14 protein-coding genes are annotated in these 16703 nt (G+C 33.2%); 11 read left to right on the top strand and 3 right to left on the bottom strand.

The window, feature by feature from the left end:
* The first annotated feature begins 11 nt into the window (after positions 1 to 11).
* The 7 genes from serC to miaA all read left to right on the top strand — a co-directional run bounded on the left by serC (position 12) and on the right by miaA (position 7682).
* On the top strand, positions 12 to 1070 hold the full coding sequence (serC, locus tag ACYQ5R_RS09070) for a 3-phosphoserine/phosphohydroxythreonine transaminase (RefSeq protein WP_460190617.1): 1059 nt from the start codon (positions 12 to 14) through the stop codon (positions 1068 to 1070).
* Between the two features lie 39 nt (positions 1071 to 1109).
* Positions 1110 to 2060 carry a D-2-hydroxyacid dehydrogenase gene (locus ACYQ5R_RS09065; RefSeq protein WP_460190616.1) on the top strand — a complete coding sequence of 317 codons (951 nt, stop codon included), beginning with the start codon at positions 1110 to 1112 and terminating at the stop codon, positions 2058 to 2060.
* A 135-nt stretch (positions 2061 to 2195) separates the two neighbouring features.
* A complete protein-coding gene (locus ACYQ5R_RS09060) occupies positions 2196 to 2855 on the top strand; it encodes a YggS family pyridoxal phosphate-dependent enzyme (RefSeq protein WP_460190615.1) in 660 nt (219 codons plus the stop codon).
* A complete protein-coding gene (locus ACYQ5R_RS09055; RefSeq protein WP_460190614.1) occupies positions 2856 to 3938 on the top strand; it encodes an exonuclease domain-containing protein in 1083 nt (360 codons plus the stop codon).
* 25 nt (positions 3939 to 3963) lie between these two features.
* A complete protein-coding gene (locus ACYQ5R_RS09050) occupies positions 3964 to 5946 on the top strand; it encodes a transglutaminase domain-containing protein (protein ID WP_460190613.1) in 1983 nt (660 codons plus the stop codon).
* Entirely contained in the window at positions 5936 to 6778 is an 843-nt protein-coding gene (locus tag ACYQ5R_RS09045; RefSeq protein ID WP_460190612.1) for an ion transporter, read from the top strand. Before ACYQ5R_RS09050 ends, ACYQ5R_RS09045 begins: the two co-directional genes overlap by 11 nt.
* Positions 6771 to 7682: a tRNA (adenosine(37)-N6)-dimethylallyltransferase MiaA gene (gene miaA / locus ACYQ5R_RS09040; RefSeq protein ID WP_460190611.1), complete on the top strand. Its 912-nt coding sequence runs from the start codon at positions 6771 to 6773 to the stop codon at positions 7680 to 7682. Before ACYQ5R_RS09045 ends, miaA begins: the two co-directional genes overlap by 8 nt.
* On the opposite strand, the gene ACYQ5R_RS09035 is transcribed toward miaA, so the two are convergent.
* Both ACYQ5R_RS09035 and guaB read right to left on the bottom strand, forming a co-directional pair.
* A complete protein-coding gene (locus ACYQ5R_RS09035; protein ID WP_460190610.1) occupies positions 7679 to 10078 on the bottom strand; it encodes a mechanosensitive ion channel family protein in 2400 nt (799 codons plus the stop codon). The two genes, miaA and ACYQ5R_RS09035, sit on opposite strands and share 4 nt — an antisense overlap.
* Positions 10079 to 10660: 582 nt before the next feature.
* The gene (gene guaB, locus ACYQ5R_RS09030; RefSeq protein WP_460190609.1) at positions 10661 to 12133 is read right to left on the bottom strand and encodes an IMP dehydrogenase; all 1473 of its coding nucleotides are present in this window, start codon (positions 12131 to 12133) and stop codon (positions 10661 to 10663) included.
* 139 nt (positions 12134 to 12272) lie between these two features.
* Between guaB and ACYQ5R_RS09025 the strand changes: the two genes are divergently transcribed.
* From ACYQ5R_RS09025 to ACYQ5R_RS09010, 4 genes are read left to right on the top strand one after another with little or no spacing between them, the layout of a single operon-like run.
* Positions 12273 to 12527 carry a hypothetical protein gene (locus ACYQ5R_RS09025; RefSeq protein WP_460190608.1) on the top strand — a complete coding sequence of 85 codons (255 nt, stop codon included), beginning with the start codon at positions 12273 to 12275 and terminating at the stop codon, positions 12525 to 12527.
* A 42-nt stretch (positions 12528 to 12569) separates the two neighbouring features.
* Positions 12570 to 13229 carry a YHYH protein gene (locus tag ACYQ5R_RS09020; protein WP_460190607.1) on the top strand — a complete coding sequence of 220 codons (660 nt, stop codon included), beginning with the start codon at positions 12570 to 12572 and terminating at the stop codon, positions 13227 to 13229.
* Positions 13229 to 13786, top strand: a complete 558-nt coding sequence (locus tag ACYQ5R_RS09015) for a hypothetical protein (protein WP_460190606.1) — start codon at positions 13229 to 13231, stop codon at positions 13784 to 13786. The genes ACYQ5R_RS09020 and ACYQ5R_RS09015 overlap by 1 nt, the downstream gene beginning before the upstream one ends.
* Positions 13787 to 13790: 4 nt before the next feature.
* Positions 13791 to 14213 carry a sulfatase-like hydrolase/transferase gene (locus ACYQ5R_RS09010; RefSeq protein ID WP_460190605.1) on the top strand — a complete coding sequence of 141 codons (423 nt, stop codon included), beginning with the start codon at positions 13791 to 13793 and terminating at the stop codon, positions 14211 to 14213.
* Between the two features lie 77 nt (positions 14214 to 14290).
* Here ACYQ5R_RS09010 and ACYQ5R_RS09005 read toward each other — a convergent pair whose 3' ends face one another.
* Positions 14291 to 16699 (bottom strand): TonB-dependent receptor family protein, encoded by a 2409-nt coding sequence (locus tag ACYQ5R_RS09005; RefSeq protein WP_460190604.1) that lies wholly within the window; start codon positions 16697 to 16699, stop codon positions 14291 to 14293.
* Positions 16700 to 16703: the final 4 nt, after the last annotated feature.

Raw genomic sequence — 16703 nt, 5'->3', positions numbered from 1 at the left:
CAATCCAAAAAATGAAAAAGCACAATTTTAGTGCAGGACCATGTATCTTGCCTCAAGAAGTTTTTGAACAAGCGTCTCAAGCTGTTTTAAACCTGAACAATTCAGGGCTTTCTTTAATCGAAATTTCGCATCGTAGTGCAGACTTCGTTGCTATAATGGAAGAAGCTCAAGCCTTAGTAAAAGAATTATTAAACGTTCCTGAGGGATACTCCGTTTTATTCTTACAAGGCGGTGCAAGTTTACAATTCTTGGCAACAGCTTATAACTTAATGAAAGTTGATGGTAAAGCTGCCTATGTTGATACTGGTGCTTGGAGTAGTAAAGCATTAAAAGAAGCTAAATTATTAGGTGAAGTTGATGTGATAGCTACTTCAAAAGACAAAGGGTATAATTATATACCAAAAGGAATTGAAGTACCTACTGATGCCAATTATGTGCACTTAACCAGTAACAATACAATTTTTGGAACACAGTTTAAAGAATTCCCAAATACAGATGTACCTGTAGTTTGTGACATGAGTTCAGATATCTTTTCGCGTCCTATTGACGTTTCTAAATTCGGAATCATTTATGCCGGTGCTCAAAAAAATATGGGACCAGCAGGTACTACGTTGGTAATAGTAAAAGATGAGATTTTAGGTCAAACAGGAAGAACTATTCCTTCTATGTTAGATTATAGTGTGCACGCCTCAAAAGACAGTATGTTTAATACACCTCCAGTTTTTGCAGTATACACTTCTATGTTAACATTACGTTGGTTAAAAGAACAAGGTGGTGTTGAAGGAATTCAAAAGAAGAATGAAGAAAAGGCCGCTTTATTATACAATGAGATTGATAGCAACCCAAATTTTGTTGGATTTGCTAATAAAGAAGATCGTTCTCCTATGAATGTTACTTTTACCTTGGCGGATGAAAGCAAAAAAGAACAGTTTGATGCTTTGGCAAAAGAAGCGGGATTAAACGGAATTAACGGTCACAGATCAGTAGGTGGTTATAGAGCAAGTATTTACAATGCTATGCCTATTGAAAGTGTTCAGGCGTTAGTAGACGTTATGAAAAAATTAAACTAAAATGTAATTCTTAATTATAGGATTTTAAATAAAAAAATGATGAAAGTATTAGCAAACGACGGAATCGCACAAAGTGGAGTAACTGCATTAGAAGCAGCAGGTTTTGAGGTGATTTTAACAACAGTTGCTCAAAATCAGTTGGTAGATTTTATCAACGAAAATGAAGTTAATGTATTATTGGTAAGAAGCGCTACCAAAGTAAGAACCGATATTATTGATGGCTGCCCAACTTTAAAAATTATTGGACGTGGTGGTGTTGGAATGGATAATATTGACGTTGAATATGCTCGTGGTAAAGGATTGTCTGTAATCAATACGCCAGCGGCTTCATCGCACTCTGTTGCAGAATTAGTATTTGCTCATTTATACGGAATGGCTCGCTTTTTACACAATGCCAATCGCGATATGCCTTTAGAAGGAGATTCTAACTTTAAAGGATTAAAGAAAGCTTATGCTAAAGGAGTTGAATTAAAAGGAAAAACATTAGGTGTTATTGGAATCGGACGAATTGGTCAAGCAACGGCTAAAGTAGCTTTGGGAGCAGGAATGAAAGTTGTAGCATTTGATCCATTTATTGATCAAGTAAATCTTGAGTTAGACTTTTTTGACGGTCAAACAGTTAATTTTGAAATCAATACTGTTACAAAAGAAGAAGTACTGCAACAAGCAGACTTTTTAACATTGCATGTGCCTGCTCAAGAAAATTATGTAATTGGTCAAAAAGAATTAGAAAGCATGAAAGATGGTGCATTTTTAGTAAATGCAGCTAGAGGTGGTGTTGTTGATGAAGTTGCATTAGTAGAGGCTATTTCCTCTGGTAAAATTGCAAGAGCGGCTTTAGATGTATTTGAGAAAGAACCAACTCCAGAAATTCAATTGTTAATGAATGGTTCTTTGTCTTTATCTCCGCACATTGGTGCTGCAACTGGTGAAGCACAAGATAGAATTGGTACCGAATTAGCAGATCAAATAATTGAAATATTAGGTTAATCCTATTAGAATATATATAAATGCCTGAATTTTTATTCAGGCATTTTTTATTGTTATAAAAAGCAATAAGTCGTCTTAGGTGCTTCAAACTGAAAACACTATCTTTGAATTAGAAAAGAAATTAGTACAACGTTTATGTCTATTGCAAACAATCTGCAAGATTTTAATTCAAAAGTCCCTAATACCACTACTCTAGTTGCCGTTTCAAAAACGAAACCAAACCAAGCTATTTTAGAAGCCTACAATGCAGGACAACGCATATTTGGTGAAAATAAAATACAGGAAATGGTAGACAAGCACGCTGCTTTGCCAAAGGATATTGAATGGCATATGATTGGACATTTACAGCGAAATAAAGTAAAGTACATGGCCTCTTTTGTTAGTTTGATTCATGGTGTTGACAGTTTTAAAACTTTAAAAGAAATTAACAAACAAGCACTTAAACACAACCGTATTATTAACTGTTTGTTACAAGTAAAAATAGCCATTGAAGAAACAAAATTTGGTTTAGCCATTGCTGACACTCATGAATTATTAGAAAGCACCGAATTCGCTGAACTAACCAATATAAAAGTTGTGGGACTCATGGGAATGGCAAGTTTTACAAACAATACAGAGCAAGTAAGAAATGAATTTAAGACTTTAAAAACAGTTTTTGATAATTTGAAATCTACACAACCCCAATTCAATATACTCTCTATGGGTATGAGCGGCGATTATAACATTGCTATTGAAGAAGGGAGCACTATGATTAGAGTTGGTAGTGCCATATTTGGAGCAAGAACATACGCATAATTGTACGCTATATTAGACATAGAAACCACTGGTGGTAAATTTAACGAAGAAGGGATTACCGAGATTGCCATTTATAAATTTGATGGGCACGATGTAATAGATAATCTTGTCTCTTTAGTAAATCCGGAGCGCGAAATTCAACCTTTTGTGGTAAAGCTCACTGGCATTAATAACAAAATGCTTTGTACTGCTCCCAAGTTTTATGAAATAGCTAAAAGAATAATAGAAATTACTGAAGATTGCGTTATTGTGGCGCATAACGCCAATTTTGATTATCGTATTCTCAAAACAGAATTTAGACGGCTTGGTTTTGAATTTAAACGTGAGACTTTATGTACTGTAGAGTTAACTCAGAAACTCATGCCCGATTTAGAATCTTATAGCTTGGGTAAATTATGTAGATCTCTCGGTTTAGCAGTTTCAAACAGGCACCGAGCAGAAGGTGATGCCTTAGCCACGGTAAAACTGTTTAAGTTATTACTCGAAAAAGACACATCAAAATCAATTTTAAAATCAATCATAAAGCAAGGAATAGAGAAGGAACTTCCTGAAAAACTATTAACTATTCTAGATGATCTTCCAACAAAATGTGGCGTATTTTATACTCAAGATAAAGATGCAAACATTATATATATTGGTGAAGGTAGGAACATCAAAAAAACCGTAAATAAACTTTTCCTTAAAAGTAGCCCTAAAGCCACAAAGCTTCAAAAAAGTCTAGTAAGTGTAAAATATGAATTAACTGGAAGCCTTCTTATTGCTAGATTAAAGTATGTGAATGAAATACACATTCATAAACCCAAATTTAACACACATTATCCAAAAAGAGCCATACATCCTGCATCTTTTAGTAACCCAAATATGATTATTGTAGATAAGGGAAGACACACTTCTGAACGTTCTGTTATAGTTATAGAAAATAACCAATTACTCGGTTATTGCTTTGTAGAATTGCAATATCAACTCAATAACCACGAAATTTTAAAAGAAATGCTTACCCCTATTTCTGGTAATGGTAACAACGTACATATCATACGGAGTTACCTGCAAAAAAATTCCGTCGAAAAAATTATTCGATTTTAATCACCTAAACAAACCAAACCAACCAATGAAAAAACTAACCCTAATAATTTTAATGTGTCTGCTTGTGGGCGCAACTTATTCTCAAAAAAGAAAAAAATACGGTGATTACACATTTGGCAGAATTTCACAAGCAGAAGTAGACATGACTCTATATGAAAAAGACTCTGCTGCCAATGCAGTTGTTTTATTTGAACAAGGGTCTACTAAATTCAATGTGGCAAACCAAAGAATTGTAATTGAAACCACTTTTTACAAAAAAATTAAAATCTTTAACAAAGAAGGTTACAATAGCGCGAACGTTGAAATTATTTTGTATAACAATGATCAATCAGAAGAAAAATTGATTGATATTAAAGGTATCACACACCTTGGCGCGAGAAAGCTACACCTTACACCTGATAAAATTTTTAAAACAAAACTATCTGACAATTGGACAAAAATGTCTTTCACCTTACCAAATGTTCAAGACGGGTCAATTATTGAATATACATATGTTTTAAGATCTCCTTTTTTATTCAATTTTACAGGGTGGGATTTTCAAGAAGACATTCCAAAAATAGAAAGTGTCTTTAAAGCATCTATACCAGGTAATTATGTTTACAACAGAGTTCTGGTTGGCAACTTGCAATTAGCTGTGAACCATGCAGATATTAAACGAGATTGCTTTAGTCCTCCGGGAGTTGCAGAAGAAGCCGATTGCGAACAATTAACCTACAGTATGGTTGATATTCCAGCTTTTATAGAAGAGGACTATATGACTAGTAAGAAAAATTTTTCTTCGAGGATCCAATTCGAACTTAAAAAATATCACAGTTTTTATGGCAATAGTATTGAGAACTTTACAACTACTTGGAAAGCAGTTGATAAAGAGTATAAGAACGATAAAGACATAGGTGGTCAGTTAAGACGAGACGATTTTTTTAAGGATTACATTCCTCATGATATTAAGCAAGAAACTGATGTATTAAAAAAAGCGAAAATGGTGTATGAATTTATACGAGATCATTATACTTGGAACGATACTTATAACATCTTTAAAGATTCAAATGTTAAGAAGGCATTTAAAGAAAAAACAGGCTCTGTAGGGGAAATAAATATTTCTTTAATTAATGCACTTAAAGTATCTGACATACCCACAACAATGGTATTAGTATCTACGAGAGACCATGGATACCCTACCAAAATACATCCTGTGATTTCAGACTTTAATTATATAATAGCCAAAGCAGAAATAGATGGTAAATCTTACTTTTTAGACGCCACAGAACAACAGCTACCTTTTGGTATGCTCCCATTTAGATGTTTAAATGGTGATGCACGGGTTATGGATTTTAAGAATGGAAGTTATTGGGAAACAATTAAACCATTCAAGAACAATAAAGAAAAGGTATCTGCATTGATAGAATTGACCGACGATGGAGCGTTAAATGGTAAGGTACGAATTATAAACCAAGGATATGATGCCTATTTTAGACGTAAAGAAATTGATTCTAGAAGTAAAAATAGTATTGTAAAGAGTTTTGAATCAAAATCAAATAGCTTTTTAGTCGATCATTATGATCACAGTAATTTTGAAAACAAAGACAAACCACTAACTGAAGTTCTTGAATTGGTTTCAGAAGATGTTGATGAAATTGGCGATAAAATATATATAAATCCATTTTTTATCGATCAAATAACTGAAAATCCATTTAAATTAAAAGAGCGATTATATCCGGTAGATTTTGGCCATCCAATATCTTATGAATACAATCTTACTTTAATTTTACCTCATGGTTATAAAGTTAGTGCCGCACCTAAAAGTAGAGTTCAAAATCTACCCAACAACGATGGTGGTTTTAAGTATTTAATTAGAAGTTCTGACTACAAGATTAATCTCAATTTTAAATTTCAATTAAATAACTATTATTTTTACCGTAACGAATATGAGTTATTGAAAGAGTTATTTAATCAAATGATATTGGCCCAAGAAGAACCAATAGTATTAGAAAAAATTTATGCCGACTAAAAAATTTGCAAAATGGCGCTATAGACTTCATGAAATTATTTATGAGGCAGATACTCCTGCAGGTAAGTTTTTTGACCTTGCTCTGTTAGTTGCTATTCTTGTTAGTATAGTGGTCGTAATGTTAGAAAGTATAAGCTCTATAAAAGTTAAATACTATCGTATTTTAGACATAATAGAATGGGGCATTACTATTATTTTTACTATAGAGTACATTGCTAGAATTATTAGTATTAAGCGTCCGAAAGTTTATATTTTTAGTTTCTTTGGTATCGTCGATTTGTTATCTACAATTCCTAAATACTTATCACTTTTATTAGTAGGAACCCATGCACTGGTTGTTTTTAGGTTATTGAGACTTCTTAGGATTTTTAGAATTTTAAAACTCGCTAGGTACTTAGGTGCATCAAAATTACTCCTTAAGTCTTTAAAAGCAAGTAAAACAAAGATTGCTGTATTTCTTTTTACAGTTGTTATCATATGTACTATTCTGGGAACGGTAATGTATTTAATAGAAGGTGGTTCAGATAGCGGATTTACAAGCATACCTAGAAGTATTTATTGGGCGATTGTAACACTAACAACCGTGGGATACGGAGATATTCATCCAATTACTCCAATTGGACAATTAGTAGCTTCTATTATTATGATTTTGGGTTATGGAATTATTGCTATTCCTACAGGTATTGTAAGTGCAGAGTACTCAAAAAACATGGCGAAGGATAAAGTGCATACCAATACGCAAGCTTGCCCAAATTGTAATGCAGTAAATCATATAGACAATGCACAGTTTTGTCATAAATGTGGTAACGTATTGAATGAGTACGATGACTAATCAACCTGTATTAATTAGTATTGTTGGAGCAACCGCAATCGGGAAAACAGCATTAAGTATTGCTCTTGCTCAACACTTTAGTTGCCCTATTATTTCTAGCGATTCTAGACAATTCTACAAAGAAATTCGCATTGGTACTGCAGTACCCTCAAAAGATGAGTTAACAGCTGCAGAACATCATTTCATTCAGAATAGATCAATTTTTGAAGATTATAGTGTTGGTCAATTTGAAAAAGACGCTTTAAGTAAAATTGCTGAATTACATAAAAATAATAAGGTTGTAGTTATGGTTGGTGGCAGTGGGCTTTATGTTGATGCTGTTTTAAAAGGGTTGGATTATTTCCCAGATGTATCCTCTGAAATTCGTACTCAACTAACTAATAATCTTGAAAAAAATGGAATAAATTCACTTCAAGAACAACTAAAATCGCTAGACCCTATAAGTTATACCTCTATAGAGATAGAAAATCCGCACAGACTAATTAGAGCTTTAGAAATTTGTATTGGTACTGAAAAACCTTTCAGCTATTTTAAAAGTAAACCTAAGACTCCACGACCTTTTAAAACAATCAAAATTGGATTAACAGCAGAACGAGAAACCCTATATACTCGTATTAATAAAAGAGTTGATATTATGATTAAAGAGGGCTTGATAGAAGAGGCTAAATCAGTATATGAACATAGATCATTAAATGCTCTACAAACCGTTGGTTACCGTGAGTTATTTGAATATTTTGATGACAATATCTCACAAGAATTCGCAATAGAAGAGATTAAAAAAAACACCCGAAGATTTGCTAAACGTCAAGGTACTTGGTTTAGAAAAGATACAGAAATCAATTGGTTTGATTTTAAGACACCTTATTCAGATATTATTGAATTTATAAATAAATCAATTGATTAATCTTCACTTACTATTCTTCTAACAGGAGCAGGAGCTTGCAACCCTAATTCTTGTAATTTACTATGAATTTCTAAAGCAATATCGTGATCAATTCTCAGCGTTTCAGAAAAAGTACTCCAATACCATAACTGAAAAAGTAAATTACCATCTGGTTCATAGCCTTTAAAAAATACTGTTGGTTCTGGCTCATTAAATGTTTGAGGGTGATTTACTGCTATTTCAATAAATAGTTTAATCATTTCTTCAGGATCTGCATTCGATGCTGTTTTAAGCAATATATTAGATCGTCTATCTCTATTACTCAATGTCCAATTCACAACCTTTTTAGATATCAAATCGCCATTTGGTATAATAGCTTCATATCCAGAATATGATTTAATGTTACTAGACCTCACTCCTATTCGTGTTATAACACCAAATTCATTATCAATTTGAATCGCATCGCCTAAATTTATGGGTCGTTCAAATGCTAAAATAAGGCCCGCAACAAAGTTTAATACCACATTTTGCAAACCAAATCCAATACCTACCCCTAATGCACCTAGAACAAACCCAATTTTTTCAAAATCAATTCCTGCTGAACTTAATGCAATATAGAAACCAATACAAATTAAAATAATACGCATTAATAAAGAAATAGCCGGTGCAATACCTCTTGGTAAACTATTAATCATCCACTCGTCTTGAAAAATAGAAGAGGCTAATTTTGAAAGTAATAAAGTAATGACAAAAATACTTGTAAAAGACAATACTCCTCCAACTGAGATAGAAGATTCTCCTACGGTAAGTGTAATTAATAAAATATCATCAATACGTTGATTAATGATGTCTAAAACTTCAAAGCCTTCAATTGTAAATAGCAACCAAATAAGCATTCCTGCCCAAAACAATATTGGTTGAAAACGCTGCTCTGTTGCATGAACAATTGTAGAAACAGTTTGTAAACCTATATCGTAATTCTTTCTTCTAAGTTTAAATACTAATACTACAAGACTCGTAATTATCTTAACAGAAAGATACAATACCATCATTAAAATGGTAGATGTTAATACAGCAGTCAATAAAAACCTTGACATTCCAACCATACCAATAACGTTACAAACAATTGCGGCAAAAAGAAGTAAAATGTAAAAGGGAGCTACGATTAAATAGATTTTGTGAATCCTAATGTAATCTTCAGGATTTTCTTTCATTAATCTTCTGGCATAGATTAAAGCAAACATTAAAATACCAGATTCTAATGTCCACAATATGCGTATTCCAAAAGTGTATGGATTAAGATAAGAATCGAAGATATGAATTAAATAAACCGCTAAAAGACATACTAAAAAGAGATAAAATTTTGTACTTGTTAATCGGGGTAATAGCTTAATTGTACCTAACAATACAAGAAAAACAAAAAGCTCTGCCACGTTAGGTATGACAGCATCATAAAAAATTACGGAAACCAACAATGCCACAACTACAGTAGCTGCAAGAGGGTTTTTTAAAACAATTTTAGCCTGAATCTCAACTGGATTGGTTAGTTCTTTAAGCTTAATGCTCCATTTCTTTTTGGCAACCATCAACAAAATTAGAATAACTGCTAAAAATGTTGCCTGCATGATTGCTGCCTTGGCATTATCAGTAAAAAATTCAGCAACAGTTTTTTTATTTTCTGAAAATCGTTCGCTTATTGATATATTGTTCTCATTGGCACGCAATTGTAATATACTATCGGTTGGTTTTTTCCAAAGTGGTTGTCTGTCAAAAACAAAGTAATCTTTACTTAATTCTAAAGAAATATTTTCAAGTTGATCTTTGACTTCATTTGTTATAAGAATTAATTCTGTCAACCTCTTTTCTGCACCATAAATGAGCTCAATTCTTTCAGTGGCTTCTTTTAGAACTTCGTTTAACAAGGATACTATAGCATCAATATTTGAAGCTATTTCGGCAGATGAGTTATTCTTTAAAAGTTCTTGTTTGGTATCTTTCCATGTCTTAATCTCTGCCAATAAATCTTTATTGACATCGGTAAGCTGTTCAATACGACCATTAACTTTTTCTTGATAGCCTTTTAAATTATTATAATAAGTGAGCCATTCTACTTCTATATTTCTAAGATTTCTTTTATCTAAAGAAGAAACATCGGTATACAACGTATCTTTTTCTGCTAAAATTTCTTGTTTCAAAAGCGCTAAAACAGAATCGATTTCTTGAATTGAGGTGTTTGGAGCTAAGAGTTCTTTCATACCTCGTATACGTTGATTTACACGCTCACTTTCTACAGATAATTCATTGATTGCAATGATCTTTTTTTCTTGAACGGTATCTTTAGAAACCTCCTCTTGACTAAAAAGTATAAATGGATTACAAAAAATAAAAAGAAAGAGTAATAAGTATCGAAGTTTCATAATAGTTGAATTGAACTACAATATACTTATTTTGAATTGGATTTTAAAGACGGAAATTAGCGAAAATAAAAGAGAACGTTAACATCAAATGATTACCTATTAACCCACAAACATAGATTGCCTCCAATCTATATACCTAACATCATCTATCAACCGTTCTCTTTCGTTTTTTTAAACTACTAATTCTCATTTATTTTTTAATACCAATTTGAATAGGCCTTTATGTCTTTAATATAAACTGTTATAAAATAAATTATATGGAGTACTCTGATAACTCTATTTATAGAAAAATCAGTTCCGAAATGTCAAGTCACAATATTTAAAAAACTCAAATAGAGTAACTCGTGGGGGTTACAAATCGAAACTGATCTACATTGGGAAAATTAAATTTACTCAACTATATTTGTTTCGTAATTCGATGCAAATGTATAACAGCTATAGGGTCTAAAGACTTGAAAAACAAGTGAAGCAACTAAAACAATAGGTAAAGTATCTAAAACAAAAGATGAAGCAACCAAAAAACGAACTGAATAAAAAAAGCCACCCGATTGGGTGACTTTTTATGAATATTTTTAATCCTAATTATCTTCTAGAATAATTTGGGGACTCTTTAGTAATAGTCACATTATGTGGATGACTTTCAGCGATACCCGAAGAAGTAATTTTAACAAATTGCGCCGTTTTTTGCAGTTCAATATCCTGAGCACCGCAGTATCCCATACCCGCTCTTAAGCCTCCAATAAATTGATGCATAGTTTCTGCCAGCTCTCCTTTATAAGGCACACGTCCAACGATACCCTCAGGAACTAATTTCTTTATATCATCTTCAACATCTTGAAAATAACGATCTTTTGAGCCTTGTTTCATAGCCTCAACAGAACCCATTCCTCTGTAAGACTTAAACTTTCTTCCTTCGAATATAATAGTTTCACCTGGTGACTCTTTAGTACCTGCTAATAAAGAACCTAACATAACACAATCAGCACCTGCAGCAATAGCTTTTGGAATGTCTCCGGTATATCTAATACCACCATCTGCAATTACAGGTATACCAGTACCTTTGATTGCTTTTGATACTTGTAAAACTGCAGATAATTGAGGAAAACCAACACCAGCTACAACTCTTGTTGTACAAATAGATCCTGGACCAATACCAACTTTCACAGCATCTGCTCCAGCCTCTACTAAATATTTTGCTGCTTCGGCAGTAGCAATATTTCCAACAACCACATCTGTGTCAGGATACTTTGCCTTAATATCTTTCAATATACTTACCACACCCTTTGTATGCCCATGAGCCGTATCAACAATTAAAGCGTCTACACCTGCTTTAATCAAGGCTCCAGCCCTATCAATAGCATCTCCAGTTACGCCAATAGCCGCTGCAACTCTTAATCTTCCATAAGAATCTTTGTTAGCTAATGGGTTTTCTTTCACCTTAATAATATCTCTATACGTAATTAATCCAACCAATTTATAGTTCGAATCAACCACAGGTAATTTTTCAATCTTATTGTCTTGTAAAATAGTCTCAGCATCCTTTAAAGAAGTTCCTTCTGCAACTGTAACCAAATTCTCTGAAGTCATAATTTCTGCAATCTTTCTGTCATTACGTTTTTCAAAACGCAAATCTCTATTGGTTACAATACCAATTAATGTACCCGAATCGTCAACTACAGGTATACCTCCGATACTATATTCTTTCATCAAAGCTTTTGCATCAAAAACTGTAGCTTCTTTTGCAACAGTAACAGGCTCGATAATCATACCTGACTCAGAACGCTTTACTTTTCTAACCTCCCCTGCTTGCTGCTCAATCGTCATGTTTTTATGAAGCACACCAATACCTCCTTCACGCGCCATAGCTATTGCCATAGCCGACTCTGTTACTGTATCCATGGCAGCTGATACAATTGGTGTGTTTAAGGTGATATTTTTAGTGAATTTGGTTTGAATGCTTACTTCTCTCGGAAGAACTTCTGAATAGGCCGGAATTAAAAGTACATCGTCATACGTTAATCCTTCTCCTACAAACTTAGTGGTATCTGAAATCATAGTGCAATTAAAATTTAATTGCGTGCAAATATACGTTATTTCTTAAAGTTATTGATTATCTTAGGGTATTAAAAAAAAGTTAAGTTCAGATTAAACCTCGATAAAACTGCATAGTCTTTATATGTATAAACTTACAACTATGAAATATCTCTCTATTAAATCTGTATTTATTTCTTTGTTTATTTATACTGCCTGCTCGTCTCACGATGATGTTGCAGAGCAGGACCCTGTCTTGGAAGACAACTGTAACTCAAACCAAATGTTAGATGCATCTCGTGGTGCTTGTAATGAAACGTTGAGATTTACTTCTGAATACAGTTTAACAGAAACTATAACAACAATTACCATAAACTCAAATAGTATCCCTAATCATAATGTTGGTCTATTCGGATAAGGGCGAGGTTCTTTAAACCCAAATACTATTAAACCTCAAAATATGTCGCATACCTTCACAAAAAATCCTAGTTTGGCAGTAAGCTTAACTCCTTTATTAGGCAGTGATGGACCAGATTTTGAATTTGGTATTTTACTTAATGGACTTTTGTTAGGTCCTGAAGCTGCTGAGCCATTTCCGCATACAGATATTATGGGTCCAAATGTAAATTGGGATTGGAATTTAGAAGCCTTAAATGTTGGTCTCGGACTCGATTGCAATAACGCTCATGTTCAGTCTAATGGAAAATACCACTACCATAGCGCGCCTACTTTATATTTAGAATCTTTAAACTTTCAGAGTAATACCATGACTATGATTGGTTATGCTGCAGTTGGATTTCCTATTTATTATAAGTATGTCTATAGCGATCCTGATGATAGAAATTCAACCGTTATTGAAATGAACAGTAGTTATGAATTAAAATCAGGAAATAGATCAGGTGATGGAATAACTGCTCCTTGCGATGTTTATGATGGTGTTTATTCAAATGATTACCAATACACTGAAGGTTTAGGCTATTTAGACAATGCTAATGGTAGATATGGTGTTACACCAGAATACCCTAGTGGCACATACTATTATATGATTACCGATGCTTTCCCTAGTATCCCAAGATATTTTAAAGGAACTCCTTCAAACGATTTTACAGTAGACAGATAATGAAAAAATTAATTCTTTTAGTATGTTACTTAAACGCAGTAACTGCGTTAGCACACGACACCGACAAGGCGTATTATAAAGTATTAGAAAATGATACAGAAACTATTATTCATGCCAAATTTCCTTGGACTTTAAGAAAGTCTGTATTAAAATTCAAACCTACCCTAAAAAATACAAAGGATACAACCGCTTTTGAAAATGGATTTTTTGAATATGTTGAATACCATTTAATTGTTAAAAACTTAAAAGGTGAAGTATTGCCATTAAAATCTGTTAAAGTTCTTCCAACAGAAAATAGATCTCACCAAAGCGATTATCAGTTCACTTTTGATGGATTAGGGGCAGAAAGTATTAAAAATAGTATGATGTTTAATGTTAAGTCCAATCATAAAAACATTCATAAAGTCTCTAAAGACAATTATAAGGAAAGCTATATCACTACGGCTGATATTCCCGTGATTCAATTAACTATTAAAGATCAGCAATCTAATTGGTGGCTTATACTTCTTATTGGAAGCGTTTTATTTATTTATGTGTTAATTTCAAGAAAGAGATAATACGGTGATAATTTTTATTGGAGATAATGGTACACCTAATAAAGTAGCACAAGAATATGCAAGCAACAAAGAAAAAGGCAGTATCTATCAAGGAGGAGTAAATGTTCCATTAATTGTAACTGGTAAAAATGTGACACGTACAGGTGCTACTGATAGTAGATTGGTGAATGCTTCAGATTTATTTGCAACCATTGTCACCTTAGCCGGAGCTGATGTCTCTCAAATTCACGATAGTTACGATTTTAGTCATTACTTTTCTGCGGATACTGCTGAGAGTAGAACTTATGTGTTCGCCCAAAGCGGAAAAGACACAGGAGGCTCTGATGTCACCATTCGAAATGAGCGTTATAAATACCTAAAATTTGATAATGACAAGAACGTTTCTTTGATTTACAAGCAAACAGTATGGAAGCTCCAAATCTTTTAAATAATGTTCTATCCGTAGATGAAACGGCTGCATTAAACGATTTAAAAGAAGCTCTAGATGAATTAATGCAATAAGAACTATATCTTAATTTGTAAGGTTGTAAACCAATTTAGAGGAGCAGATGGGATAATACCTGGACCAGGATATCCAGTTGCTCTTCTTGTAAAATAAGGATTGTCTAAAACATTATTTATTCCTGCTTCTAATTTTAAAAACTTATAAGAATACGAAGCAGATATATCTAAAATATCATAAGCGGGTATTTCACCAGTAACACCACTTAAACCTCCAGAAACTGCATTAGTAGCATCTGAATACTGAGTTGATAAATACGAATATTGAACACTAGCCATTAAGTTTTTATAACCAAATCGAACACCAGTTTTAATATTTACTTTTGGTACAAATTCAACTTCATTACCTACTACTCCATTGATTTCAGACTTGGTATACTCTGATGTAATAAAAGAAGAATTGATAAAATAGTTAAATCTATAATTTGAACTGTCATCAAAAAGATTCATCAAATTAAAATCTACCAAACTTTCAAAACCAAGAATTCTTGCATCTCCAATATTGGCACGCTCTGCCTTACCATCATCTCTTGTGTAAATATTAATTCTATCATTATAGAATAAGCCAAATACATTGGCATCATACGAAAAGAAATTATTGAAATTACCTCTAATTCCTATATCTGTACTAAACCCTTTTTCATCTGTAATATCAGGTGCTATTTCAAAAGCAGGATTAGCCGTACTAATGTCTGAAAATGTTACAGAACGATAGTTCTGTGAAATATTTCCGTACAATTCCATTGCATCAGAAGGTTTGTAACTTATACCTAAACCAGCTAATAAGAAAGATCGTTCTTTGGTTTCTTCTTCATCTCGCAAGTTCTCATCAATAACATTACCGGCACCATCTGTAACAATATCCTTAATACGTTCATCTCTCTGTGTTTTAATGTATTCAAATCTAAGACCAGGTGTAACAGATAAACGGTTGTTTAAATAAAAGATGTTCTCTCCAAACACCGCAATGTTTCTATTTGGAAACTTACTATCTGATTGCCTTGGGTAGTTTGGATATTCATTAAGATAAAAATCAAAATCAGCATCTGACCCATCAGAACCTGGACCTTGCTTATTGGTATTAAAAGCATTGTAAAATTTGGTTCCAACTAAAAATGTTGATACCTTACCAAATGCTTTGTATTTATGTAGTAAGCGAGCTTCAAAACCAAAATTTTGGAAGGTTCCTTTTAACAGATCTCTTTCGGTACCAGGATCTACTTGACTAACTCTATTAGTTCTAAACCCTACGGCATCTCTACTCGCGTCTAAACCAAAAAAGTTAAATGTAAAATTAGTGTTTTCAGAGAAAGTATGTGCCCATTGCAGATTGTATAATAGCCAATGTACCTGAAACCAGTTTCGCTTTCTATTACTTTGATATGGATCTTCCTCAAACATTCTATCAGTCAAACCTCCTGCTTGCTGCGCCAAATAATCCATATACGTAATTTCAGCAGAAATCTTATTACGATGGTTTATTTGATAAGCTATATAACCGAAGTAGTTTTGAGAATCAAATTCAGAATTAGGTCTAAAACCGTCACCCTTTTTAAAGTTAACATAACCATAGTAAGAAAGCTTATTCTTCGTACCACTAACACTTGTGAAGTTCGTGTATAGTCCGTTACTACCTGCTGTATTTCTAGTTATTAATTCAAAAGGCTTGTTTCTATTGGGTCTTTTGGTAACAAAATTAACCAAACCACCAAACTGTGTTCCATATTGTAAAGAGGCTGCCCCCCTAATAATTTGAATCTCTTCTAGACCTTCTGAAGCAGGTGTATAGTAGCTTTCAGGATACCCCAGCACATCGGCACTTATGTCATACCCATTCTGGCGGGTGTTAAAATTAGCCGTTCTATTAGGATCTAACCCTCTACCACCAATATTTAATTGTAGGCCTGCATCATCATTTTCGTAAATATTTAATCCTGCAATTTGATTATAGATTTGTCTTGCATTGTTTGTAGCCAAATTAGCTGTAGACTGACCGACTAATATTACCTCCGTCTTTTTCCCAGCATAAATGGCGGTACCTTCAACATCTTTTAAGCGTTCTAATTCAAACACTTTAGTTCTACGTGCATTAATAGCAATTTCTGTTAGCTCTTCAAAAAATGGTTCTAAATTAATCGTTAAGCCATTTGAACTCGAAACATCAATTTCAAGCTCTTTAATCATAAAATTATCAGTAAAAAAGATGACTGTAATTTGAGATTTATCGGTACCAAAAGAAAAGGAACCATTTTCAATAGTTTCGGCTAGTATTCCGCCACTTTTATTATAAACAGTTACATCAGGGATAGGTTCATTTAATTGATTTAGCACAACTCCTGATACGGTATTCTGGGCAAAAGTTGTGGTACCAATCACACAAATAATTAACGCTAAGCACACTTTTAAATTCATAGTC

This window comes from Urechidicola sp. KH5, assembly GCF_054661455.1.
The sequence above is the reverse complement of the archived record's forward strand: the minus strand, read 5'-3'. Positions and strand labels throughout refer to the sequence as shown.

Bases quoted from the DNA above. Each gene is read 5' to 3' on its own strand.
- ACYQ5R_RS09045 (WP_460190612.1), top strand. From the start codon at position 5,936: ATGCCGACTAAAAAATTTGCAAAATGGCGCTATAGACTTCATGAAATT.
- ACYQ5R_RS09005 (WP_460190604.1), bottom strand. From the start codon at position 16,699: ATGAATTTAAAAGTGTGCTTAGCGTTAATTATTTGTGTGATTGGTACC.
- ACYQ5R_RS09065 (WP_460190616.1), top strand. From the start codon at position 1,110: ATGAAAGTATTAGCAAACGACGGAATCGCACAAAGTGGAGTAACTGCA.
- ACYQ5R_RS09060 (WP_460190615.1), top strand. From the start codon at position 2,196: ATGTCTATTGCAAACAATCTGCAAGATTTTAATTCAAAAGTCCCTAAT.
- miaA (WP_460190611.1), top strand. From the start codon at position 6,771: ATGACTAATCAACCTGTATTAATTAGTATTGTTGGAGCAACCGCAATC.
- serC (WP_460190617.1), top strand. From the start codon at position 12: ATGAAAAAGCACAATTTTAGTGCAGGACCATGTATCTTGCCTCAAGAA.
- ACYQ5R_RS09015 (WP_460190606.1), top strand. From the start codon at position 13,229: ATGAAAAAATTAATTCTTTTAGTATGTTACTTAAACGCAGTAACTGCG.
- ACYQ5R_RS09035 (WP_460190610.1), bottom strand. From the start codon at position 10,078: ATGAAACTTCGATACTTATTACTCTTTCTTTTTATTTTTTGTAATCCA.
- ACYQ5R_RS09025 (WP_460190608.1), top strand. From the start codon at position 12,273: ATGAAATATCTCTCTATTAAATCTGTATTTATTTCTTTGTTTATTTAT.
- ACYQ5R_RS09020 (WP_460190607.1), top strand. From the start codon at position 12,570: ATGTCGCATACCTTCACAAAAAATCCTAGTTTGGCAGTAAGCTTAACT.
- guaB (WP_460190609.1), bottom strand. From the start codon at position 12,133: ATGATTTCAGATACCACTAAGTTTGTAGGAGAAGGATTAACGTATGAC.
- ACYQ5R_RS09050 (WP_460190613.1), top strand. From the start codon at position 3,964: ATGAAAAAACTAACCCTAATAATTTTAATGTGTCTGCTTGTGGGCGCA.